19 protein-coding genes and 1 riboswitch are annotated in these 23,125 nt (G+C 59.5%); of the genes, 8 read left to right on the forward strand and 11 right to left on the reverse strand.

Translation table 11 applies throughout. The annotated features are described in order from the left end of the window. The first annotated feature begins 31 nt into the window (after positions 1-31). Both H8S11_RS01195 and H8S11_RS01200 read left to right on the forward strand, forming a co-directional pair. Positions 32-544: an RNA polymerase sigma factor gene (locus H8S11_RS01195; protein ID WP_147571612.1), complete on the forward strand. Its 513-nt coding sequence runs from the start codon at positions 32-34 to the stop codon at positions 542-544. Then, positions 522-1,520, forward strand: coding sequence for an anti-sigma factor (locus H8S11_RS01200; protein ID WP_186851906.1), 999 nt, complete (start codon positions 522-524; stop codon positions 1,518-1,520). The genes H8S11_RS01195 and H8S11_RS01200 overlap by 23 nt, the downstream gene beginning before the upstream one ends. A 99-nt stretch (positions 1,521-1,619) precedes the next feature. On the opposite strand, the gene H8S11_RS01205 is transcribed toward H8S11_RS01200, so the two are convergent. Continuing rightward, complete coding sequence (locus H8S11_RS01205; protein ID WP_186851907.1) at positions 1,620-2,888, reverse strand: competence/damage-inducible protein A; 1,269 nt, start codon at positions 2,886-2,888, stop codon at positions 1,620-1,622. A 51-nt stretch (positions 2,889-2,939) separates the two neighbouring features. Further along, positions 2,940-3,557, reverse strand: a complete 618-nt coding sequence (locus H8S11_RS01210) for an MBL fold metallo-hydrolase (RefSeq protein ID WP_186851908.1) — start codon at positions 3,555-3,557, stop codon at positions 2,940-2,942. A 408-nt stretch (positions 3,558-3,965) separates the two neighbouring features. Between H8S11_RS01210 and H8S11_RS01215 the strand changes: the two genes are divergently transcribed. The 5 genes from H8S11_RS01215 (at position 3,966) to eno (ending at position 10,019) form a co-directional block, all read left to right on the forward strand. After that, positions 3,966-4,469 carry a tRNA (cytidine(34)-2'-O)-methyltransferase gene (locus H8S11_RS01215; protein WP_147571604.1) on the forward strand — a complete coding sequence of 168 codons (504 nt, stop codon included), beginning with the start codon at positions 3,966-3,968 and terminating at the stop codon, positions 4,467-4,469. Between the two features lie 29 nt (positions 4,470-4,498). Continuing rightward, a complete protein-coding gene (locus H8S11_RS01220; protein WP_147571602.1) occupies positions 4,499-5,770 on the forward strand; it encodes a phosphoglycerate kinase in 1,272 nt (423 codons plus the stop codon). Positions 5,771-5,995: 225 nt separating this feature from the next. Continuing rightward, complete coding sequence (gene tpiA, locus H8S11_RS01225; protein ID WP_147571600.1) at positions 5,996-6,769, forward strand: triose-phosphate isomerase; 774 nt, start codon at positions 5,996-5,998, stop codon at positions 6,767-6,769. Positions 6,770-6,895: 126 nt separating this feature from the next. Then, positions 6,896-8,410: a 2,3-bisphosphoglycerate-independent phosphoglycerate mutase gene (gene gpmI / locus H8S11_RS01230; RefSeq protein WP_186851910.1), complete on the forward strand. Its 1,515-nt coding sequence runs from the start codon at positions 6,896-6,898 to the stop codon at positions 8,408-8,410. 307 nt (positions 8,411-8,717) lie between these two features. Then, positions 8,718-10,019 carry a phosphopyruvate hydratase gene (gene eno, locus H8S11_RS01235; RefSeq protein WP_186851911.1) on the forward strand — a complete coding sequence of 434 codons (1,302 nt, stop codon included), beginning with the start codon at positions 8,718-8,720 and terminating at the stop codon, positions 10,017-10,019. A 69-nt stretch (positions 10,020-10,088) separates the two neighbouring features. Here the strand turns inward: eno and H8S11_RS01240 are convergent, their stop codons facing one another. The 4 genes from H8S11_RS01240 to H8S11_RS01255 all read right to left on the reverse strand — a co-directional run bounded on the left by H8S11_RS01240 (position 10,089) and on the right by H8S11_RS01255 (position 13,986). After that, positions 10,089-10,676, reverse strand: a complete 588-nt coding sequence (locus H8S11_RS01240) for a GNAT family N-acetyltransferase (protein ID WP_186851912.1) — start codon at positions 10,674-10,676, stop codon at positions 10,089-10,091. A gap of 29 nt (positions 10,677-10,705) precedes the next feature. Next, entirely contained in the window at positions 10,706-11,872 is a 1,167-nt protein-coding gene (thiI, locus tag H8S11_RS01245) for a tRNA uracil 4-sulfurtransferase ThiI (RefSeq protein ID WP_147571592.1), read from the reverse strand. A 93-nt stretch (positions 11,873-11,965) separates the two neighbouring features. After that, positions 11,966-12,424 (reverse strand): VOC family protein, encoded by a 459-nt coding sequence (locus tag H8S11_RS01250; protein ID WP_186851913.1) that lies wholly within the window; start codon positions 12,422-12,424, stop codon positions 11,966-11,968. Positions 12,425-12,477: 53 nt separating this feature from the next. Next, positions 12,478-13,986 carry a YifB family Mg chelatase-like AAA ATPase gene (locus H8S11_RS01255; protein ID WP_186851914.1) on the reverse strand — a complete coding sequence of 503 codons (1,509 nt, stop codon included), beginning with the start codon at positions 13,984-13,986 and terminating at the stop codon, positions 12,478-12,480. Positions 13,987-14,356: 370 nt separating this feature from the next. Here H8S11_RS01255 and nifJ point away from each other — a divergent pair, with 370 nt between their 5' ends. After that, the gene (gene nifJ, locus H8S11_RS01260) at positions 14,357-17,992 is read left to right on the forward strand and encodes a pyruvate:ferredoxin (flavodoxin) oxidoreductase (RefSeq protein ID WP_186851915.1); all 3,636 of its coding nucleotides are present in this window, start codon (positions 14,357-14,359) and stop codon (positions 17,990-17,992) included. Between the two features lie 72 nt (positions 17,993-18,064). On the opposite strand, the gene H8S11_RS01265 is transcribed toward nifJ, so the two are convergent. The 5 genes from H8S11_RS01265 to H8S11_RS01285 form a co-directional block, all read right to left on the reverse strand. Continuing rightward, positions 18,065-18,640, reverse strand: a complete 576-nt coding sequence (locus H8S11_RS01265) for a DUF4352 domain-containing protein (protein WP_147571584.1) — start codon at positions 18,638-18,640, stop codon at positions 18,065-18,067. A gap of 265 nt (positions 18,641-18,905) precedes the next feature. Beyond that, positions 18,906-19,571, reverse strand: coding sequence for an HAD family hydrolase (locus H8S11_RS01270; protein WP_147571582.1), 666 nt, complete (start codon positions 19,569-19,571; stop codon positions 18,906-18,908). Continuing rightward, positions 19,568-20,824 carry a phosphoribosylamine--glycine ligase gene (purD, locus tag H8S11_RS01275; RefSeq protein ID WP_147571580.1) on the reverse strand — a complete coding sequence of 419 codons (1,257 nt, stop codon included), beginning with the start codon at positions 20,822-20,824 and terminating at the stop codon, positions 19,568-19,570. The genes H8S11_RS01270 and purD overlap by 4 nt, the downstream gene beginning before the upstream one ends. Before the next feature lie 238 nt (positions 20,825-21,062). Beyond that, positions 21,063-22,235, reverse strand: coding sequence for a phosphoribosylaminoimidazolecarboxamide formyltransferase (locus H8S11_RS01280; RefSeq protein WP_147571578.1), 1,173 nt, complete (start codon positions 22,233-22,235; stop codon positions 21,063-21,065). Positions 22,236-22,262: 27 nt separating this feature from the next. Next, on the reverse strand, positions 22,263-22,970 hold the full coding sequence (locus H8S11_RS01285; RefSeq protein ID WP_147571576.1) for an IMP cyclohydrolase: 708 nt from the start codon (positions 22,968-22,970) through the stop codon (positions 22,263-22,265). Between the two features lie 46 nt (positions 22,971-23,016). After that, a riboswitch (ZMP/ZTP riboswitch) is annotated at positions 23,017-23,098 on the reverse strand. Positions 23,099-23,125 lie beyond the last annotated feature (27 nt).

The raw sequence follows: 23,125 nt of genomic DNA on the forward strand, positions 1-23,125 counted from the left end.
ACTAACGGTCAGAGAGAGGGAGGTGAAGGCCATGGCACACAGGGGGGAGGACCTGTACGAGCAGCACGCCCGGCAGGTGTTCCGATATCTGTTCTCCATCACCGGGGAGCAGGATACCGCGGAGGAACTGACCCAAGAGACCTTCTATCAGGCGCTGAAGAACCTGGATGCCTTTCGGGGGGACAGCACGCCCCAGGTCTGGCTGTGCGCCATCGCCAAGCGCCTGTGGTACAAGGAACTGGAGCGCCGGAAGAGGACGGCTCCGCTGGAGGAGGAGCGGCTGTCTACCCTGGCTGCCTCTGACGATCCAGTGGAGGAGACAGAGCGGAGGGAGGACCGTATGGCACTGTACCGGGCCATGCAGCGGCTGGACGGGGATACACGGGAGGTGATCCACCTTCGGCTGGCCGGCGATTTCTCCTTCCGTGAGATCGGGGACATTTTGGGAAAGAGCGAGGTGTGGGCCAGGGTGCGCTTTTACCGGGGTAAGGAGGAACTGGCCAAACTGATGGGAGGTGGATATGGTGGAAAACGGTCGCAATAATTTGGACTGCTGTGTGGTGCGGGACCTGCTGCCCGCCTATTTGGAGGGACTGACGGAGGAGGAAACTTCCGCTCAGGTGCGGGCGCACCTGGAGGGCTGTGAGAATTGCAGGGAGCTGGAGAAGGATATGCGGGCGCAGGTGCCGCTGGAGAAAGCACCAAAGGGGACGCTGAAGTTCCTGAAACGGGTGAAGCGGACCCGGCTGCTGGCCGCCGTGCTGTCAGTGGTGGTGGCCCTGTGGTGTATGTGGTGGCTCTATGACCAGGAGTTCCACTATCCCAATACCGAGGCCGGCCGGCTGGCCGCTGTGGAGGATTATGTATCCCGTCCATCAGACAGCCGGGATACAAAGGGAGTCCAGGAGGGAACGCCGATCCATGTGGGCGGCTGGCAGGAAATAGAAGGACAACTGGCAATTTTTTTCAAGGCGGACAACAGGAATAATGTAAATGGGATCGTACTGCTCAAGCGGGGGATATTTGGCAAATACCGCCCGGTCAGCGCCTCCTATTCTCCCTCCCCTTACACCGCCGGAGTATATTGCGATGATGTAGGCGGATTGGGGACGGACCGGACACAGTTTATGATCGCCGGGTATGGGTGCCGGGAGATATTGTCCGCCCAACTGGAATTCTGGGGCGGAAGCTGGGACGGGATCCAGCGGTGGACCACCACCCGGACCTATGACCTGGAGGAGCCTGACTTCCTGTGGCTTTATGACCAGGAAGAATTGATCCGGGACTTGGGCTGGGAATTCGGGGATGGTCAGGATCAGGTGTTTTGGCTGGATGTCCGGGAAATACGCCTTCTGGACAGGGAAGGAAATGACATTACCGGCCGGTACCGGGACGGATCGGTGACAGAAAGCTGGGGCGGCGGTATCGGTACAGCAGAGCAGTTTTTGCTCTATGTGTATATGGGGATCATAGCCCTGCTGGGGCTGACCATGGTCCGGTATTTCCTGCGGAAGGATTAAAGAAAACGGGGCCTCTGTCATAGACAGAGGCCCCGTCCCAGTTTGTCGAAAAAGTGGCTATGCCACTTTTTCGACAGTCCATTGTTGTCCCGTTTTCTGTCAGACCGCTCCGTCCTCATAGGGCAGGCCGGTGAGATACCGCCGGGCCAGATCGAAGGCGTGATGGGCGGTCTGGGTGCGCAGCCGGGCCCGGACCGGGCGGCTGCCCAGCTTCAAGGGACGCACATGGGTGCCGTCCGGGGTGGCGATGGCCACGAACATGGTGCCCACCTCGTTGTCCCAATCGTCCTTGTCCGGCCCGGCAACTCCGGTGGTGGCAAGAGCGATGTCGCACCCCAGGGCCTTCCGGGCCCCCTCTGCCATGGCCAGCGCCACCTCGGGGGACACGGCCCCAAACTGGTCCAACAGGTGCTGGGGCACATGGAGCATCCCTGCCTTCACCTGGTTGGTGTAGGACACGATGCCACCCAGAAAGACTTGGGAGGCTCCAGCCACATCGGTCAGCCGTTTGGCCATCAGCCCGCCGGTGCAGCTCTCGGCCACGCCGATGGTCATTCCCTTCTCCCGCAGCAGCCCCTCGACCACCTCCTCCAAAGAGGACACATCCACCCCGTAGACCTTAGAGCCGAAGAGGGCCTTCACCTGTTCCACCGTAGGCTTCAGCAGGGCCTGTGCCTCGGCGTCGGTGGGGGCCTTGGCGGTGACCCGGAGCTCGCACTCCCCCTCCTTGGCGTAGGGGGCCAGGGTGGGGTTGGACATCGCGTTCATCTGATCCCGGAGCTGGGCCTCCATCGCTGACTCACCGATGCCAAACAGCTTCAGCGTGTGGGAGGCGATGACGCCCTCGGACAGGGATTGGAGATAGGGCTTTGCCCGGTATTGAAACATGGGGCGGCACTCGCTGGGGGGGCCAGGGAGCATGATGACATGGACCCCTTCGGCCTGAAAGGCGCAGCCGGGGGCAGTCCCCCAGTCGTTGGCCAGGACGGTGCAGCCCTCTGGCAGCATGGCCTGCTGCAGATTGTTGTCCGTCATGGGCCGTTTCGTCTTGGCAAAGTAGGAGCGGATGCGCTCCGCAGAGGGCTCGTCAAAGACGAGCTTTTTACCAAACGCCTCGGCCAGCACGTTCTTAGTCAAGTCGTCGCAGGTGGGGCCCAGCCCGCCGGTGGTGATGATGATATCCGCCCGCTTCTTGGCGATAGCCACCGCCTCCCGGGCCCGCTGAGGATTGTCGCCCACTACTGTGTGGTAGTAGACGTTAAGCCCTAACTCGCTTAACCCTTGAGAGAGCGTCTGGGCGTCGGTGTTGGCGATGTTGCCGAGAAGCAGCTCGGTGCCTACGGAAAGGATCTCGACAGTGTGAGACATGGGAAAGACCTCCAGTCATTGGTTTATGGTATGCGGGGAATGGGAGCCGGTCTATTTTCCCGCCTGATAGGTCAGCACAGCGGTCTGGGCGGGGGTGTCACAGGTCAGCTCCAGGGTGTTGCCATCATAGCGGACCACGTGGTCACACAGGTCCAGAAAATCCTCCAGCCGGGCGATGACATCAAAGCCAAAGGAGTCGGAGCGGTAATGCATAGGCACCACCACACGGGGCCTCAACGCGCGGACCAGTTCATGGGCCTGCTGGGCGTCGATGGTGTAATAGCCCCCCACAGGGAGGAGTAGAGCGTCCAGCCCCATCAGCCGGTCCATCTGCTCCGGAGTGGGGAAGCAGCCCAAATCACCTAGATGGGCCACCCGCAGTCCCTGGGAGGAGAGGATGTGGATGGTGTTTTTCCCCCGTTGGCTGCCTTGGGAATCGTCGTGGAAGGTGTCCAGCCGATCCACTTGAAAAGCGGCGGTGCGGCCGGTGAGCGCTACCGTCTCCCTGGCCCCGTGGTCCCGGTGTTCATGGCTGCACAGCACCAGGTCGGCCGTCAGAGACAGGGGGCTCAGACCGGGCACAGAGCCGTCCTGATAGGGGTCCAGTACCAGGGTGCCATCCTCTGATTGAATGGTGAAACAGGAATGCCCGTTCCAGATAAGCTTCATAAATGCCGCCTCCTTTTGGGGAGCAGAGCTCCCGCAAGCATAGATTTGTGGAAAATGCCCATATCTTTTAGACCTGGCACCATTATAGCACGAGTTTGAAAGAAAGGGGAATAGGAGGAGCAAAAAAGAGCCAAAATTTTTAAGTGAGCGGCGGAAAAAACTGGGTATGGGGTTGGAAGAAGAAGGATAGGAACTGTATTAAAGAGAAAAACCGGGCATTAAGATGAGAGCAAGGACGGGAAAAGAATAGTTTAATAAGAAATAAAAAAATAGGAGCCCCGCTTTTTGGGGGCAGAATGAAAAATGGCCCTGTTTTTTGATTTTTTGCAATTTTTCGACCAAATTACAGTTGAAATTCCCGATAAAATGGAATACAATGATACCCGCGAAATCAAGGGGGGTCCTGCTGTGCTGAATATCGTGCTGGTAGAACCAGAGATCCCGCAGAATACCGGGAATATCGCACGGACCTGCGCCGCTACCCGCAGCCGCCTCCATCTGATCAAGCCTCTGGGTTTTGATATCAGTGAAAAAGCCGTGCGTCGGGCCGGGCTGGATTACTGGAATATGGTGGATCTTCAGGTCTATGAGGGGTTGGACCACTTCTTTGAAGTCAATCCTGCCCCGGATTTGTGGCTGGCCACGACGAAAGCGCCACGGGACTATACCCAGGCAGTCTTTCGAGATAATTGCTGGCTGTTCTTTGGGAAGGAAACTGCGGGGCTGCCGGAGGGATTTCGCCGGCAGTACCCGGACCGGTGTATCCGCATCCCGATGCGGCCGGACGCCAGAAGCCTGAATCTGGCCAATTCAGTGGCCGTCCTCACCTATGAGGCGCTGCGGCAGCTCGACTTTCCGGGGCTGTCGGGCGAAGGCGAGATGGCGGAGAAAGGGAGATCCCAAGTTCTATAACCCTTTTGTTTTAAGAAAGGAGCCAAGAGATGAACTACAATAAAAAGACGGTGAAGGACATCAATATCAAGGGGAAAAAGGTCCTGTTGCGCTGTGATTTCAATGTGCCGATGGCGAAGGACGGAAGCGGCGTTATCACCGATGACAAGCGCATCCGGGCCGCCCTGCCCACGATCCAGTATCTGCTGGACCAGGGGGCGGCGGTGATTGCCTGCTCCCACATGGGTAAGCCGGCGGCTACCTTTGATTCCTATGTGAAGAAGCAGACTGAGAAGGGGAAAGACCCCGCCTCTCTGACCGAGGAGAAGTGGAAAAAGTCCCTGGCAGAGCTGTCTCTGAAGCCGGTGGCCGCCCGCCTGAGCGAACTGCTGGGCAGGCCGGTGCTCATGGCGGAGGACGTAGTAGGGCCCGACGCCCAGGCTAAGGCCGCCGCGCTCCAGCCTGGCCAGGTGCTGCTGCTAGAGAACACCCGCTTTGAGAAGGGGGAGACCAAGAATGACCCCGCCCTGGCTAAAGCCATGGCCTCCCTGGCAGATGTCTATGTGTCCGACGCCTTTGGCGCCGTCCACCGGGCCCACGCCTCCACCGCCGGGGTGGCCGACTATCTGCCCGCCGTGTCCGGCTTTCTGATCCAGAAGGAGCTGGAGATCATTGGCGGCGCCCTGGCCAACCCCAAGCGGCCTCTGGTGGCTATTCTGGGCGGGTCTAAGGTGTCCTCCAAGATCGGCGTCATCAACAACCTGCTGGAGATCGCCGATACCATCATCATCGGCGGCGGCATGGCCTACACCTTCTCCGCCGCCCAGGGCGGTAAGGTGGGCGACTCCCTGCTGGAGGCCGACTGGATGGACTACTCCAAGGAGATGGTCCAGAAGGCAAAGGACAAGGGCGTTAAGCTGCTCCTCCCTGTGGACACAGTGTGCGCGGACAAATTTGCTCCAGACGCCAACACCCAGGTGGTGAAGGCCGGGGCGATCCCGGACGGCTGGCAGGGACTGGATATCGGCCCGGAAACGGTCAAGCTCTACTGTGACGCTGTAGCTGACGCGGGCACCGTCATCTGGAACGGGCCTATGGGCGTGTTTGAGTTCCCCGCTTTCGCTAAGGGAACCGAGGCGGTGGCCGAGGCCCTGTCCAAGACCAGCGCCATTACCATTATCGGTGGCGGCGACTCCGCGGCCGCAGTGCAGCAGCTGGGCTATGCCGACAAGATGACCCATATCAGCACCGGCGGCGGCGCCAGCCTGGAGTTTATGGAAGGGAAGGAACTTCCAGGAGTGGCCTGCCTGCTGGACAAGTAAGGCTTTGTCCCGTCCCACGACAGACCAGAGAGATCTGTCATAAAAAAGGGAGGCGGAGTCCTCCAAAGCGGCTTGCCCGCAGGTGACGCTGAACAAAGAGCGAAGTCAGGAGCGTGAACGGCGGAAAACAGAGAGACACAGGAGACACCTGTACTTTTGTTTTCCTCTCTCTGCTGCTTTGCTCTATTACAAAATATACAAAAGGAAAAGATAGGAGTAATCGCTATGAATCGTCGTTATCGTAAGACTATCATCGCCGGCAACTGGAAGATGAACAACACCCTCTCCCAGACCAAGGCATTTGCTGAGGAGATTAAGCCGATTATGCCCAAGGGCAAGTGGTGCAACGTGGTGCTCTGTGTCCCCGCCACCAACATCCAGGCGGCTGTCCGTCTGTTCAAAGACTGCCATATCGCCATCGGCGCCGAGACCTGCCATTACGAGGACCACGGTGCCTATACCGGAGAGATCACCGCCGAGATGATTAAGGAGGCCGGCGCCAAGTATGTCATCATCGGCCACTCCGAGCGCCGCCAGTATTATAACGAAACTGACTTTACTGTGAACAAGAAGGTCCACGCCGCCATCAATGCCGGCCTTACCCCCATCATCTGCGTGGGCGAGAGCCTAGAGCAGCGGGAACTGGGCGTCACCATGGAGCTGATCGCCTATCAGGTCAAGTGCGCTCTGGCCAATGTGCCCGCTGAAAAGATGCGCCATGTGGTCATCGCCTACGAGCCCCTGTGGGCCATCGGCACTGGCAAGACCGCTACCGCCGAACAGGCCGGTGAGGTCTGCCAGGCGATCCGTGCCGTCATCCGCAAGCTGTATGGCGCCCATGTGGCCCGGTCCGTCACCATCCAGTACGGCGGCTCTATGAACGCCAAGAACGCCGCCGAGCTGCTGGCCCAGCCCGACGTGGACGGCGGCCTGATCGGTGGAGCCTCTCTGAAGCCCGCCGATTTCGTGCAGATCATCAACGCGGCGAATCAGGAGTAAGCTTGCGGCCGCTGCCCATACTGGACCAGCGTGAACGTGAGTGTAAGGCGGGCGGCAAAGCCGCCCCAGAATGGGAGGCCGCCAAAGGCGGTGTGACCATGAGTACCCTGAAAAGAAAGGTTTGTTATGAAAACACCTACGACTCTTATCATTATGGATGGCTTTGGCACTGGGGCCCAGTCCGCCGGCAACGCCATAGCCAATGCCCCTACCCCTAATCTGGACCGTATTTTTGCCGAGTGCCCCGGCTGCCGTCTGTCTGCCTCCGGGCTGGATGTAGGTCTGCCTGAGGGGCAGATGGGCAACAGTGAGGTGGGACATACCAACATCGGCGCGGGCCGGGTGGTGTTCCAGGACCTGCCCCACATCAGCCGTGATATTCAGAGCGGCGAATTTTTTAAAAACACCGCCTATACAGAGGCGATGGAGAACTGCCGGGAATGGGGTTCTGCCCTGCACCTGATGGGCCTGCTGTCTGACGGCGGTGTCCACAGCCACATCACCCATCTTTTTGCCCTGCTCCAGATGGCCAGGGAGCAGGGAATTGAAAAGGTCTATGTCCACTGTTTTCTGGACGGACGGGACGTGCCTCCCACCTCCGGCAAGCACTTTGTCGAGCAGCTCCAGGCCAAGCTCCAGCAGCTGGGCGTGGGACAGATCGCCACGGTGATGGGCCGGTACTACGCCATGGACCGGGATAAGCGATGGGATCGGCTCCAGCGGGCCTATGACGCCATGGTCTGCGGGCAGGCTCCCTATGAGCCGGACCCCGCGGCTGCGGTTCAAAAGTCCTATGACGCCGGCGTCACAGATGAGTTCATGGAGCCCGTGGTTTGCGCCAAGGGGGCCCAGTTCCAGGACAATGATTCGGTGATCTTTTTCAATTTCCGCCCTGACCGGGCCAGGGAGATCACCCGCACTATGGTGGACGAGGACTTTACAGATGTCCAGCGTACGACCGGCTTTGTACCGGTCCACTTCGTCTGTACCACCGAGTATGACGCCACCATGCCCAATGTCACAGTGGCCTATCCCCGCCAGAAGCTGGAGAATATTTTTGGAGAGTATATCTCAAAGCTGGGACTGACCCAGCTGCGCATCGCGGAGACGGAGAAGTACGCCCATGTCACCTTCTTCTTCAATGGAGGTGTGGAGCAGGTATTCCCAGGGGAGGACCGGGTGCTCATCGCCTCTCCCAAGGTAGCCACCTATGACCTGAAGCCGGAGATGTCCGCCTACGAGGTGATGGAGGAGGCGGTGCGCCGAATCCTAAGCGGAGCCTATGACGTCATCATCCTCAACTTCGCCAACTGCGACATGGTGGGCCACACCGGGATTTATGAGGCCGCCTGCAAAGCGGTGACTACGGTGGATGAATGTGTGGCTAAGGTGGTGGAGGCTACCTCTAAAATGGGGGGCATTTCCCTAATCACCGCCGACCACGGAAACGCGGAACGGATGGTGGATACAGATGGTGAGCCCTTCACTGCCCACACCACTAACCCCGTGCCCTTCTATATCGTGGGTGCCAACGTGCGGCTGCGGGATGGACGGCTGGCCGATATCGCCCCCACTATGCTGGACCTCATGGGCCTGGAAAAGCCAGCAGAGATGGATGGGGAGACCCTGATTGTGACCTGATCCCGGGGAAGTTGAAGTTCCAAGCCAAAGGGGCTTTTCCAGGCCGGTTAAATTCTGAGCGGAGCGAGGAATTTCCGGAGGGGCAATTTATTTGCCCCGAGGACTCAAAATCAAAGGGCCCCCAAACGGGCCTGCCCGTTTGGGAAAGCTGGAAAAGCCGGCAGAGATGGATGGGGAGACCCTGATTGTGACCTGAGCGTATTCGGGCGGCCACAGGCCGCCCCTACGGATACCGGCGGCGTTCAATAGCAGGGGCGGCCTGTACCGCCCGGCGTGCCGCCGGAAAAATGAAAGGAGATAAAATCATATGAAGCAGATGATCGAAATTGTGGACGTAGTCGGCCGCGAGATCCTGGACAGCCGCGGTAACCCCACTGTTGAGGTAGAGGTGTATCTGGAGGACGGCACTATGGGCCGTGCCGCCGTGCCCTCCGGCGCATCTACCGGCATCTATGAGGCCTGTGAGCTCCGTGACGGCGACAAGGGCCGCTACATGGGCAAGGGCGTGGAGAACGCTGTGAAGAACGTGAATACTGAGATTGCCGAGGCCCTGATTGGCACCAACGTGCTGGACCAGGTGGCTATCGACAAAATGCTCATCGACCTGGACGGCACCCCCAACAAGAGCCGCTTGGGCGCAAACGCCATTCTTGGCGCCTCCCTGGCCTGCGCCAAGGCCGCCGCTGAGAGCCTGGGCACCAGCCTGTATAACTATATCGGTGGAGTGAACGCTAAACAGCTTCCTGTCCCCATGATGAACATTTTGAACGGCGGCGCCCACGCCACCAACAACGTGGAGATCCAGGAGTTCATGATTATGCCCGTCTCCGCCCCCTCTTTCCGTGAGGCCCTCCGCCGCTGTGCCGAGGTGTTCCACACCCTGAAGACCGTTCTGAAGGAGAATGGCACCCCCGCTGCCGGCGTGGGCGACGAGGGCGGCTACGCCCCCAATCTGAAGAAGGATGAGGACGCCCTGAAGGTCATTGTGGCCGCCATTGAGAAGGCTGGCTACAAGCCCGGCGAGGACTTCAAGATCGCCATCGACGCTGCCTCCTCCGAGTGGTGGGACGAGGAGCAGAAGTGCTATGTCCAGCCCAAGTCCGGCAAGAAGCTGACCCAGCAGCAGCTGGTCAATATGTGGAAGAAGTTTGCCGACACCTACCCCATTATTTCCCTAGAGGACGGTATGGCCGAGACAGACTGGGAGGGCTGGGCCATGCTCACCAAGGCCATCGGCGACCGGGTCCAGCTGGTGGGCGACGACCTGTTCGTCACCAACGTGGAGCGCCTGTCCACCGGCATTGAGAAGAAGGTGGGCAACGCCATCCTCATCAAGGTCAACCAGATCGGCACCCTGACCGAGACTTTGGACGCCATCCAGATGGCCAACCGGGCCGGCTACACCGCCATCGTGTCCCACCGCTCCGGCGAGACCGAGGACGCCACTATCGCCGACATCGCCGTGGCCCTCAACGCCGGCCAGATCAAGACCGGCGCCCCCAGCCGCACCGACCGCGTGGCCAAGTACAACCAGCTCCTGCGCATTGAGGAGGAGCTGGGCGACATCGCCGAGTACCCCGGCATGAAGGCCTTCTTCAATCTGAAGTAAGCAATTTTACGTTAAAAGGCAGGACCGCTTCAGCGGTCCTGCCTTTTTGTATACAAAAAGATCCACCGGCTATGCCGGTGGATCCTCGTGACCGTAAGCGGCCAGCACCCGATCTACCTGCTGCTGGTCAAGCTGGCAGAAAGGGAGGACAGGCTGGGGGTCCGCGTCGTAGGGAGCCAGACTCTTCTCAAACCACAGCACGTCTCGCCACTGACCAGCCTTGTAGCCGGTATTTTTATGTACGCCAATCAACCGGAAGCCCAGGGATTTTTGGAGGGCCTCGCTGGCCGGGTTCGGAGAGGTCACAACCCCGTATACGGTACGGACGCCCTGAAGGGACAAAAGGTCCAGCAGAGCTTGGTACAGCCGTCTGCCATAGCCCTTTCCAGCAGCGGCAGGGGCCAAATAGATGGACAGCTCCGCGTTCCACTGATAGGCCTTCCACTCACGCTCTGGATGGGCGTAGGTGTAGCCCAACAGCCTGCCCTGGTCCTCCAGCACCAGATAGGGGTATTGTTTCAACGCATCGGAAATGCGCCGGGTAAATTCCTCCAAGGTGGGCAGCTCATATTCAAAGGTAATGGGGGTCTGAATATACTGACGGTAAATCTCCAACAGAGCCAGAGCATCTCCAGGGACAGCAAGTCGGATCGTCATGGCTGACCGTGCTCCTTTCCCTCTTTCCATCAGACTTGGACGCGCTCAATGCCCTCCACCGCCGCCTGGACCATGGCGTCGACGTCCAGCTTTTCCTCCGCCGCCTCCACCTCGGTGAGAATGGGGCGGAGCCGGGGGTGCCGGGGAGTAAAAACGGTGCAGCAGTCCTCGTAGGGCAGGATGGAGGTCTCAAAGGTGCCGATCTTCCGGGCGATCTGGACAATCTCCTCCTTGTCCAGCCCCACGACTGGCCGCAGAACAGGCAGGGCGGCCACAGCCCCCGTGACGTTCATCGCCTCCATGGTCTGGCTGGCCACCTGGCCCAGACACTCACCAGTGACCAGGGCCTTGGCGCCGCACCGTTTGGCCACCTCCTGGGAGATGCGCATCATGAACCGGCGCATGATGATGGTGAACAGCTCCTCCGGGCAGGAGCGGCGCAGCTCCTCCTGGATGGCGGTGAAGGGGACCACATGGACCGTGAGCCGCCCGCACCAGGGAGTGAGCAGCCGGGCCAGCTCCAGCACCTTCTCCTTGGCCTCCGGGGAGGTATAGGGGTAGGAGAAGAAGTGGACCATCTCCAGTGCGACGCCCCGCTTGGCAATCATCCAGGAGGCCACTGGCGAGTCAATGCCGCCGGACAGCAGGGATACCGCTCTGCCGTTGATGCCCACCGGCAGGCCGCCCGCGCCTGGCTCCGGGTCGGCGTGGACGAAGGCGGCGTAGTCCCGAATCTCCACATAGACGGTCAGCTCCGGGTGATGGACGTCCACTTCCAGATTGTCATAGGCCTCATGGAGCTCACCGCCCACATACTGGCTTACCTGGATAGAGGTCATGGGAAAGGTCTTGTCCGCCCGCTTGGTCTCTACCTTAAAGGTTTTGGCGGAGTGAAGCTGGCTGTCCAGATACTCCCGGCAGGCGGCCAGGATGGCGTCCTTGTCCTTCTCACAGGAGCGGGCCCGGGACAGCCCCACGACTCCAAAGACTTTTTTCATGGCCTCCCAGGCCCCGTCCATGTCGCAGTCCGCATTCATGGGCTCCACATAGGTGGTGGACTGGCGGGTATATACCCGGAACTGGCCCAGGCCGTTTAAGCGGCGGTGGATGTTGGCCTGGAGCTTATCCTCAAAGCTGCGGCGGTTCAGACCCTTCAGGACCAGCTCGCCCAGCTTGAGCAAAATCATTTCATTCATATTTGGTCGGTTCCTTTCCTGTTGAACACTGGTGATTAAACCATCATAGCAGATTTTTTTCCGGGGGACAAGGGGGAGCATCGGTATGTAGGATCACCGCAGGCAGGCATTTACGAATTTCATAGGTACGTCCATTCGGACAGCGACCTGGTCTGGCGTCATCCCACTGGCCAGAAAGCGCCTGCAGACCGCCTTCATATTTTCCCCGACCTCAATGATATGCCGGTCAGGGTCATAGAAGCGGACCACGCGCTGTCCCCACCTATGCTCCTTGACGGGGTGTACATAGTCCACCTGGAACCCCTTGAGCCGGTCAGCAAACTGGTCAAAATCATCTTCTTCAAAGTAGAGCTCGAAGCTGTTGCCGCCGAAGGAGATGGCCCTGTCTCCGATAAATTCCTGATAGGTCTCCGCGGTCTGGAGGGCCAGACCGCCTGTTAAGGTCTTATTCGCGCCAAAATCCATAATTACATGGAGCCCAAACACCCTGTTATAAAATTCCACAGACTGATCAATGTCCCTGACCACCAGCATGGGATTTTTTAATTTCATGGTATATTCCTCCATAAATTTCCAAGTAATCGGGGGAACGCCCTGGTTTTACCTCACCGCCGCAGGTACTCCGGTGGGCGGAACTGCAGGGCCTCGGCCAAGTGTGGGGGCTGGATGGTCTCGCTTCTCTCCAGATCGGCGATGGTCCGGGCCACCCGCAGGATTCGGTCATAGCTCCGGGCGGTGAGCCCAAGGCGGTCGAAGGCTCCCCGCATCAGCTTTTGGCAGTCTTCATCCAGGGCACAGAAGCGGTCCAGCTCCACCCGGCCCAGCTGGGAATTGCAGGGGGAGCCGCTTCGGCGGGTCTGTACCGCTCTGGCCCGGTCCACCCGGGCCTTGATCGCGGAGGATGGCTCTGCCTGCTCCCGCTGGGACAGCTCCTCAAAATTAAGGGCATCCACCTGAACAAAGAGGTCGATACGGTCCAGCAGGGGGCCGGACAGGCGGGAGAGATACTTTTTTACCTCGTGCTCCGTACACCGGCATCGGCCGGAGGGGTGGCCGTACCAGCCGCATTTGCAGGGGTTCATGGCGCATACCAGCATGAACCGGCTGGGATAGGTGACTGTGCCGGAGGCCCGGGAGATCTGGACCTGGCCGTCCTCCAGGGGCTGGCGCAGCACCTCCAGCACCTCCTTGGGGAACTCGGGCAGCTCGTCCAAAAAAAGCACGCCGTTGTGTGCAAGAGAAATTTCACCTGGCCGGGGATTGGAGCCGCCCCCCGCCATTCCCATAGGGGATACGGTGTGGTGAGGGGAGCGGAAGGGTCTGATATCGATCAGGGGCCGCTCTCTGGAGGTCAGGCCCATTACCGAGTGAATCTCAGTGGTCTCCAGCGCTTCCTGCCGGGACATGGCAGGCAGAATAGAGGGCAGTCGGCGGGCCAGCATGGACTTGCCGGAGCCTGGTGGGCCGGACATGAGTACATTGTGTCCCCCGGCAGCGGCAATCTCCAGAGCCCGCTTTACCAGGTCCTGCCCCTTCACCTCGGAGAAGTCGGGGCAGCAGTCGGATTCCGGGGAGGGGGACCACGGGGGCGCGGGGATGATGGCTTCCTCGCCGGACAGGTGGCGTACCAGCTGGGCCACATCCCGTACAGGGTAGACGGCGGGACCATCGGCCAGAGTGGCCTCGGCAGCGTTATCCTCTGGGACGAAGAGGGCGCGGATGCCCTCACGCTTGGCCTGTAGGGCCATAGGCAGCATCCCAGCGCAGGGCCGCAGCTCCCCTGAAAGGGAGAGCTCCCCCACAAAGGCGCAGTCCCGGTCGCGCAGCTTCAGTTGGCCGCCGGCGCACAGGATTCCCACCAAAATGGGGAGGTCGTAGAGAGTGCCGGACTTTTTCACATGGGCGGGCGACAGATTGACGGTGATGCGGCTCACCGGGAAGGTGAAGCCGCAGTTTTTGATGGCCGCCCTTACCCGGTCTCTGGCCTCGTTGACAGCAGCGTCGGGGAGGCCCACCACATTGAAGGCGGGCAGTCCGCTGGACAGATCACATTCGGCGGAAACAGAATAGCCGGACACTCCATGGAGCCCCAGGGAACGGATGGTGAAGACCATGGGAAAACCTCCTGTTGCCGGGCCGAAGGCCCGGATGGGTTGCTTGATTTCTATTTTACTTGTTTCTCCCAAAAATTTCAATGGAAGGTATAGCTTTTTCTATATATGTCGAGGAAAAAAGCAAGAAAAATTTCATCCATTGGATTTACAAACGGGGGAAAAAATGATAAACTAGGAGCGGTCAAGAATACTGCTCCGCTCCCCTACTGCCGGGGGGCGGCACTGTCATGTGCTCCCATAAGAAAACACCTATAACTATCATAGGCGTTTTACAGGGCGGGGCATTGGCATGCTTAGGGCAGAAATGTCTGGAACATGGACGAGCGTTCCCCGCCCGTCCGCCAAAATATGAAGAAAGTAGGGAACTCTCATGGCAAGAAAATTCAAAACCATGGACGGCAACAATGCTGCGGCATATGTCAGCTACGCCTTCACCGAAGTGGCCGGCATCTACCCCATTACCCCGTCCAGTCCTATGGCCGACTATGTGGATCAGTGGGCGGCCCAGGGCCAGAAGAACATCTTTGGCACCACTGTCAAGGTGATCGAGATGCAGTCTGAGGCTGGTGCCGCCGGTACTGTCCACGGCTCTCTGAACGCGGGCGCCCTGACTACCACCTACACCGCCTCCCAGGGTCTGCTGCTGATGATCCCCAATATGTACAAGATCGCCGGCGAGCTGCTGCCCGCGGTGTTCCATGTATCCGCCCGTACCGTGGCCGCTCAGTCCCTGAATATCTTTGGCGACCACTCCGACGTTATGGCCTGCCGCCAGACCGGCTTCGCCATGCTGGCTGAGGGCAACGTGCAGGAGGTCATGGACCTGGCTCCTGTGGCCCACCTGTCCGCCATCAAGGGCCGCGTCCCCTTTATCAACTTCTTCGACGGCTTCCGTACTTCCCACGAGATCCAGAAGGTTGCCATCTGGGACTATGCCGACCTGGCTGAGATGGTGGACATGGACGCCGTGGCTGACTTCCGCAAGCGTGCGCTGAACCCTGAGCATCCCACCATGCGCGGCTCCCACGAGAACGGCGATATCTTCTTCCAGCACCGCGAGGCGTGCAACAAGTACTATGACGCTCTTCCTGAGATCGTTGAGGAGTACATGGGCAAGATCAACGCCAAGCTGGGCACCAACTACCAGCTGTTCAACTACTATGGCGCTCCCGATGCCGACCGGGTCATCATCGCCATGGGCTCCATCTGCGACGTGGCGGAGGAGGTCATTGACTACCTGAATGCCCACGGTGAGAAGGTTGGCCTGATCAAGGTCCGTCTGTACCGCCCCTTCAAGGCGGACAAGCTGATTGCCGCCATTCCCGCCACCGCCAAGAAGATCGCTGTTCTGGACCGCACCAAGGAGCCCGGAGCCCTGGGCGATCCCCTGTACCTGGATGTCATTACCGCTCTGGCTGGCGCCGGCATCACCGATAAGGTGGTCGTGGGCGGCCGCTACGGCTTGGGCTCCAAGGACACCCCGCCCAAGAGCGTCTTTGCTGTGTATGAGAACCTGGCTCAGGACAAGCCCAAGGACCACTTCACTATGGGCATCGTGGACGACGTGACCGGCAGCTCCCTGGAGGAGCACAAGGCGCCCAACACCGCCGCGGAAGGTACCATCGAGTGCAAGTTCTGGGGTCTGGGCGGCGACGGCACTGTGGGCGCCAACAAGAACTCCATCAAGATCATCGGCGACCACACCGACAAGTACGTGCAGGCTTATTTCCAGTATGACTCCAAGAAGACCGGTGGTGTGACCATCAGCCACCTGCGCTTCGGCGATAAGCCCATCCGCTCCCCCTACTATATCAATAAGGCCGACTTTGTGGCCTGCCACAACCCCTCCTATGTGACCAAGGACTTCCCCATGGTCCGTGACGTCAAGCCCGGCGGCGTGTTTATGATCAACTGCCAGTGGTCTGACGAGGAGCTGGCCCACCACCTGTCTGCCGAGGCCAAGCGGTATATTGCCGAGAACGATATCCAGCTGTATACCATCAACGCCATCGACCTGGCCCAGCAGATCGGCATGGGCAAGCGTACCAATACCATTCTCCAGTCCGCCTTCTTTACTCTGGCCAAGGTCATGCCCCAGGAGGAGGCCATCCAGTATATGAAGGATGCCGCCACCAAGTCCTACCTGAAGAAAGGCCAGGATATCGTGGACATGAACCACAAGGCCATCGACCTGGGCGCCACCGCTTTCAAGAAGTACGATGTGCCCGCCGACTGGAAGAACGCCAAGGACGAGGTCAAGGTCAGCAAGCACACTGGCCCCGCCAAGCTGGTGGACATGGTCAACAGCATTCTGGACCCCGTGGACCGCATGGATGGCGACAGCCTGCCTGTTTCCGCCTTCGTGCCCCATGCGGATGGCACCTTCGAGCTGGGCGCCGCCGCCTACGAGAAGCGCGGCGTGGCCGTCTCCGTGCCCACCTGGGACTCCTCTAAGTGTATCCAGTGTAACCAGTGCTCCTATGTCTGCCCCCACGCCACTATCCGTCCCTTTGCCCTGACTGAGGAGGAGGCCGCCAAGGCTCCCGCTTCCGCCAAGATCGTGGACGTGAAGGCCGGCAAGGGCAAGGGTCAGTACAAGTTCTCCATCGCCATCAGCCCCCTGGATTGTATGGGCTGCGGCGTGTGCGCCAACATCTGTCCCACCAGCGCCCTGACCATGGTGGGCCAGGAGGAGGAGCTGCCCCAGCAGGACGCCTTCAACTACATGGTGGCCAATGTTTCCGTCAAGGAGGATGTGGCTGACCTGACTGTTAAGGGCTCCCAGTTCAAGAAGCCTCTGCTGGAGTTCTCCGGCTCCTGCGCCGGCTGCGCCGAGACCGCCTATGCCCGCCTGATCACCCAGCTGTTCGGCGACCGGATGTATATCTCCAACGCCACCGGCTGTTCCTCCATCTGGGGCGGCCCCGCCGCTACCTCTCCCTATGCCACTACCGCTGAGGGCAAGGGTCCCGCCTGGGCCAACTCTCTGTTTGAGGACAACGCCGAGCATGGCCTGGGTATGTATCTGGGTCAGAAGGCCATCCGCAACCGGCTGGCCGCTAAGACCGAGGCTCTGATCGCGGTGGAGTGGGCCCGTCCCGAACTGAAGGAGGCCGCCCAGAAGTGGCTGGATACCATGGAGGACGGCACCGCTAACGGCGAGGCTGCCAAGGCCTATGTGGCCGCTCTGGAGGCCAGCCTGTGCACCGTGGACGAGCTGCTGGCTAACTCCAACCCTGAGATCCAGGCGTTTGGCAAGGAGCTGCAGGCCAAGGGTGAGAAGCTGTGTCAGTGCGACGCCTGCAAGCTGGTGGCGGAAATCCTCCAGGAGAAGGATTACCTGGCCAAGAAGTCCGTCTGGATCTTCGGCGGCGACGGCTGGGCTTACGACATCGGCTTCGGCGGCGTGGACCACGTCCTGGCCTCCGGCGAGGATGTCAATATCTTCGTCTTTGACACCGAGGTGTACTCCAACACCGGCGGACAGGCGTCCAAGGCCTCTAACATCGGCCAGGTGGCCCAGTTTGCCGCCGCCGGTAAGACCGTGGCCAAGAAGAGCCTGGCTGAGATCGCCATGACCTACGGCTACGTCTATGTGGCCCAGGTGGCCATGGGTGCCAACCCCAACCAGACACTGAAGGCCATTGCCGAGGCCGAGGCCTATCACGGCCCCTCCCTCATCATCGGCTATGCCCCCTGTGAGATGCACTCTATCAAGGGCGGTATGACCAACTGCCAGGCTGAGATGAAGAAGGCTGTGGAGTGCGGCTACTGGAACCTGTTCCGCTTCAACCCCGCTGCCAAGGCGGAGGGCAAGAATCCCTTTACCCTGGACAGCAAGGCGCCCGCCGGCGGCTATCAGGAGTTCCTGATGAACGAGGCCCGCTACTCCAGCCTGACCCGGTCCTTCCCCGACCGCGCCAAGGAGCTCTTCGCCCTGAACGAGGAGACCGCCAAGAAGCGCTACGAGAAGCTGACCCGTCTGCAGAAGATGTACGAGGAATAAAGATCCCCGGCACATCCTTGCCACAATAAAAAGAGCCTGTGTCCCACGGGACACAGGCTCTTTTTATATCACTTATTGGTCTTCCGCTGTGAAGAACACGAAGAAGGTATCGCCCTCAGAGTTGTCGTCAAACTGCTCCAAATAGGAGATGGAAAAATCCCGGTTGCCGGCGGGTACCTCGTATACCAGCAGGCCGGTCACTTCCTCGTCCACCGACAGAGGGTAAGTACCGGGGAGCTGCTCGTCAGTCAGAGGAGGCAACTCCTCAAACGTCTCCGGGTCAGTAGTGATGGGATAGCAGAAGGCGTTCTCGTCATCGCTGTTCCACTGGACCTGGAAGTCGGTATCATACATTTCAATGCTGGAGGTGCTGGTATTTTTTACAGTCACCTCAGCCACCAAAAGCTCATTGCCTTCAGCGGGGAGATATCCCTCGTACTCCTTGGCCATGTGGGCGCTGTTGACCGTATAATCAAAGAAATAAGTGTGTACAGTGTCCGCGATCCGTCCCTCGCCATAGCCGTCTTCCGCGTGTACGTTGCCGCTGCTGTCAGCGGTCCCGCCAGTGGAGGGAGTGCCGCCTGTGCCACAGGCGGCCAGAGTGAGGGAGAGCGCCAGTGCCGCCGCGATAGAGATAAGTTTTTTCATGTTTTACAGTCCTTTCAATATCCTCTGATTTAAAATTAAAAAGGTGTGCTTTTATAAAGGGGATGGAAATGGAAAAATGTTGAAAAAAACTTGCCCAATCAGGTGCCTTGTGATATATTTAGGAACTGGAAAGGTGTGGAGCAAAAATTTGTAAAGGTACACCTTTTCAAAATATTTCTATCCGGAGAGAAACATACTGCTTATCTTTCCAACTATGATGCATACCCCTTCTGCCCTGGAGCGACCAGGACAGAAGGGTGTTTTTTTACAGTTTTCGCTGTAAATAGTGTAGTAGGCTGGACAGATCATCAAATTTTTTCCAGATCAGCGAATCCAACTCAGGGGAAGAGGGGATCAGGTCTGGTATCATCACAGCGGTCATCCCCGCACTGAGGGCGGAGCGGATACCGTTGGGGGAGTCCTCAACAGCAACCGCCTTGGCCGGAGAGACGCCCAGCCTCTGGCAGGCCACCCGATAGATCTCCGGGTCCGGCTTGCTCTTGGATACCTGGTCCCCGGTCACAACGGCCTGGAAGTATCGGCCCAGACCGGAGTGCTCCAACCGGTACATGGTCCGGTCGTAATAGGTGGAGGTTGCCAGCGCCAGGGGCATCTGCCGTGATTGAAGAAACTCCAGAACCTCACGGGCGCCCTCCTTGACCGGGACGCCCTCCCGCTCCATCCGCTCGGTGGCTAACCGGGAGCGGAGCTCCATAAAGGGCTCGTGAGGAAAGTCAGGCCCCAAGAGCCGGGGCAGAAGGGCCAGCACATCCCCGCGGCCCCGGCCCACTACCTCTGGATAGCAGTCTGCCGCCTGAGGGCAACCCATCTGCCGGCCGGCTTCCTCCCAGGCCCAGTAACCCAGACGCTCGGTGTCAAAGAGGGTGCCGTCGGCGTCAAATACTACGCCCTCCAATTCTTTCTTGTTCATACCTTCCCGATATCGGTGCGGAAGTGCATATCCCGGAAGGATATGGGCTTGGCCGCCTCATAGGCCCTAGAGATGGCCTCCTCCAGATTGGACCCGGTGGTGGTGACCCCCAGTACACGGCCGCCCGCGGTGAGGATCGAGCCGTCCTTGCCAATCTTTGTGCCGGCGTGGAATACGGTGGCCAGCCTGCCCGCCTCATCCAGTCCGGAGATAGGGTAACCGCTCTGGTATTTCACCGGGTAGCCTCCGGAGGCCAGCACCAGACAGCAGGCGGCGCCCTTCTTCCATTTGATTTCGCACCGGTCCAGGGTGCCGTCCACACAGGCCTCGAAGATGTCCAGCAGGTCGCTGTCCAGCATGGACAGGATGGGCTGGGTCTCCGGGTCGCCAAACCGGGCATTGTACTCTACCACTCTGGGGCCGTCCTTGGTGAGCATTAGGCCGAAGTAGATGACCCCCTTAAAGGGACGCCCTTCCGCCTTCATAGCAGCCACAGTGGGTAGAAAAATCTTGTCCATGCACTCCTTCGCAATCTCCGGGGTGTACTTGGGAGAGGGACAGAAGGCGCCCATGCCCCCGGTGTTGGGTCCCTGGTTTCCGTCATAGGCCCGTTTGTGGTCCTGGCTGGACAGCATGGGGACCAGGTGCTCCCCGTCACAGAAGGCCAGCACAGTGACCTCAGGGCCTACCATACACTCCTCGATGACCACAGTGGAGCCGGAGTCACCGAACTTTCTGCCCTCCATCATGTCTCGGACGGCGGCCTCGGCCTCCTCCACAGTGGCGGCCACCACTACCCCCTTACCCAGAGCCAGGCCGTCGGCCTTGACTACGATGGGAGCCCCCTGCGCCCGAATATAGGACAGGGCGTTGTCTAAGTCGGTAAAGGTCTCATATTTGGCGGTGGGGATGTGGTACTTCTTCATCAGCCCTTTGGAAAAGGCCTTGCTGGCCTCGATGATGGCGGCGTTGGCACGGGGGCCGAAGGCGCGGATGCCCGCCGCCTCCAGGGCGTCTACCATACCCAGGGCCAGAGGGTCATCCGGGGCTACCATGACAAAGTCCATGGCGTTCTCCCTGGCCCATTGGACCATGCCCTCCACATCGGTGGCTTTGATGGGGACACACTTGGCCACCTGGGCGATGCCACCGTTGCCGGGGGCGCAGTATAACTCCGTGACCCTAGGGCTCTGGGCCAGCTTCCAGCAGATGGCGTGCTCACGCCCGCCTCCGCCGACGACTAAAACTTTCATAATATGCTCCTTTCATACGGGCGGCCATAGACCATCCAGTTTAGCGGAGTTTCTACCAAAGGCAGAAAGGATATTAATGCTGTCCGAAGGCGAATTTATTTTGCCGCAGGACACTATGCCCCCTGGCCGTGCGGCGGTTAAAACGATATTTTTCATTGAAAAGGCGAGGGGGTATCGGCGGCGGCTCCCTTAAGAACCGACGCCGTATCCAGAGGGGTAAAGCCCCCACTGAAAACGCTTAATGGTGGAACAGTCTGATTCCGGTAAATGCCATGACCATGCCGTACTTGTCCGCCGTGGCGATGACCTGATCGTCCCGGATGGAACCGCCGGGCTGGGCAATGTACTGAACACCGGACTTCCTGGCCCGCTCCACGTTGTCCCCGAAGGGGAAGAAGGCGTCGGAGCCCACGGTGACGCCGGACATCTGGGCGATCCAATCTTTCTTTTCCTGCTCTGTCAACACATCGGGCTTCACTTTGAAGGTGTTCTGCCACACGCCTTCGGCCAGCACGTCGTCGTGCTCGTCGGAGATATAGATGTCGATGGCGTTATCCCGGTCAGGGCGGCGGATGTGGTCTACGAACTGCAGCCCCAAAACCTTGGGGTGCTGACGCAGCCACCAGATATCCGCCTTGTTGCCCGCCAGACGGGTGCAGTGGATGCGGCTCTGCTGGCCGGCACCTACACCGATGGTCATGCCATCCTTGACATAGCACACGGAGTTGGACTGGGTGTACTTCAAAGTGATGAGGGACAGGAGCATATCGTTTTTGGCCTGCTGGGACAGCTCCTTGTTTGCGGTGACCAGGTTAGAGAGCATCTCCTCGCTGATATCCAGGTCGTTATAGCCCTGCTCAAAGGTGATACCGAAAATGTTGCGGCGCTCAATAGGGGCGGGCTGGTACTCCGGGTCGATCTGAACCACATTATAGCCGCCCTTGCGTTTCATTTTCAGGAGCTCCAGGGCTTCATCAGTATAGCCGGGGGCGATGACGCCGTCGGACACCTCGGCGGCCAGGAAGCGGGCGGTGTCTCCGTCACACACATCAGACAGGGCGGCCCAGTCCCCGAAGGAGCACAGCCGGTCGGCACCTCGAGCCCGGATATAGGCGCAGGCGATAGGGGACAGGTCTCCTTCTGGAGCGAAATAGATGTGCCGCTCGGTATCGGACAGGGGCAGGCCCAGGGCGGCTCCGGCGGGAGAGACGTGCTTGAAGGAGGCGGCGGCGGGCAGGCCGGTGGCCTTCTTCAGAGCCTTCACCAACTGCCAGGAGTTGAGAGCATCCATAAAGTTGATATAGCCCGGCTTGCCATTGAGCACCTTGAGGGGCAGATCGCCCTGCTCCATAAAGATGCGGGCGGGCTTCTGGTTGGGGTTGCAGCCGTATTTCAGTTCCAGTTCATTCATGTGAGCGTACTTCCTTTCTGGCGGTGTTCAGCCATGCTTGTTGATGATGACGGTCTCCCTGGCGCCGCTGGCCAGGTCGATGTACTGGACGAACAGGGATACTTTATTGTCGTGGTTCAGGTTGGCCCAGAGCTCTTCCGCCCAGGTCTGAGCGTCCGGGGCCTCGATGGCCACCTTCCGGGGCTCGCCCTCGAAGGAGGGCAGAGGGTCCAGGTTCTCCTGATAGGTGTGGATGAAGTGGCCGGTGCCGGCCACAGGGGCGTCGTACTCATAGAAGTAGCGGTGGTTGCAGCTGGGATCACCGTCAGCCGACTTCAGGATGGATAGCTGATAACTGCCGTCGGCCTCCACCACACCAGAGATGCGGGGGGTGTAGTTGGGGGGATCGGGCTCAAAGCAGCGGGTGCGAAGGGCCTCGATATAGCTCTTGCCATCCAGAAGGAACCGCTGGATGGTGTCGGTCTGGTCCCCGTTAGTGACTACGGTGGCCCCGTTTACCACCCTCACAGGATGGTAGATAATGAGAGAGGGGTCCACCATCTTGCTCTCGTCAAATGCCTTGGTGCGGATGCCGTCCTCGGTTTCCTCAAAAACCCGGTTGCGGCTGTTCTCACTGCGGCCCATAATGAAATAGGCGATGGCGGCCTTGCTGTTGTCGGCGGTGCGGCCCAGGACGATGCCGCGGCCAGGATAGGGATGGTTGGAAAGGATCTCCTTCAGATCATGTGTCTTCACAGTATTCCTCCTTTGTTGTAAAAAAAGGGCGCACCAGTTCTGTGAATTGGTGCGCCCAGACGGTCGGCCTTGTATTACGCGATACTCCCCGTGGTCATTTCCACTTACCGTCAGTCATATCGCACAGTTACATTGTAGCAAAAAAGGGTAAGAAA

The organism is Flintibacter hominis, from assembly GCF_014287965.1.
In the GTDB taxonomy this organism is placed as follows: Bacteria; Bacillota; Clostridia; order Oscillospirales; family Oscillospiraceae; genus Lawsonibacter; species Lawsonibacter aceti.

Coding starts and splice junctions, on each gene's coding strand:
- H8S11_RS01195 (WP_147571612.1), top strand. CDS start 32: ATGGCACACAGGGGGGAGGACCTGTACGAGCAGCACGCCCGGCAGGTG.
- H8S11_RS01200 (WP_186851906.1), top strand. CDS start 522: ATGGTGGAAAACGGTCGCAATAATTTGGACTGCTGTGTGGTGCGGGAC.
- H8S11_RS01205 (WP_186851907.1), bottom strand. CDS start 2,888: ATGTCTCACACTGTCGAGATCCTTTCCGTAGGCACCGAGCTGCTTCTC.
- H8S11_RS01210 (WP_186851908.1), bottom strand. CDS start 3,557: ATGAAGCTTATCTGGAACGGGCATTCCTGTTTCACCATTCAATCAGAG.
- H8S11_RS01220 (WP_147571602.1), top strand. CDS start 4,499: ATGAACTACAATAAAAAGACGGTGAAGGACATCAATATCAAGGGGAAA.
- tpiA (WP_147571600.1), top strand. CDS start 5,996: ATGAATCGTCGTTATCGTAAGACTATCATCGCCGGCAACTGGAAGATG.
- gpmI (WP_186851910.1), top strand. CDS start 6,896: ATGAAAACACCTACGACTCTTATCATTATGGATGGCTTTGGCACTGGG.
- eno (WP_186851911.1), top strand. CDS start 8,718: ATGAAGCAGATGATCGAAATTGTGGACGTAGTCGGCCGCGAGATCCTG.
- H8S11_RS01240 (WP_186851912.1), bottom strand. CDS start 10,676: ATGACGATCCGACTTGCTGTCCCTGGAGATGCTCTGGCTCTGTTGGAG.
- thiI (WP_147571592.1), bottom strand. CDS start 11,872: ATGAATGAAATGATTTTGCTCAAGCTGGGCGAGCTGGTCCTGAAGGGT.
- H8S11_RS01250 (WP_186851913.1), bottom strand. CDS start 12,424: ATGAAATTAAAAAATCCCATGCTGGTGGTCAGGGACATTGATCAGTCT.
- H8S11_RS01255 (WP_186851914.1), bottom strand. CDS start 13,986: ATGGTCTTCACCATCCGTTCCCTGGGGCTCCATGGAGTGTCCGGCTAT.
- nifJ (WP_186851915.1), top strand. CDS start 14,357: ATGGCAAGAAAATTCAAAACCATGGACGGCAACAATGCTGCGGCATAT.
- H8S11_RS01265 (WP_147571584.1), bottom strand. CDS start 18,640: ATGAAAAAACTTATCTCTATCGCGGCGGCACTGGCGCTCTCCCTCACT.
- H8S11_RS01270 (WP_147571582.1), bottom strand. CDS start 19,571: ATGAACAAGAAAGAATTGGAGGGCGTAGTATTTGACGCCGACGGCACC.
- purD (WP_147571580.1), bottom strand. CDS start 20,824: ATGAAAGTTTTAGTCGTCGGCGGAGGCGGGCGTGAGCACGCCATCTGC.
- H8S11_RS01280 (WP_147571578.1), bottom strand. CDS start 22,235: ATGAATGAACTGGAACTGAAATACGGCTGCAACCCCAACCAGAAGCCC.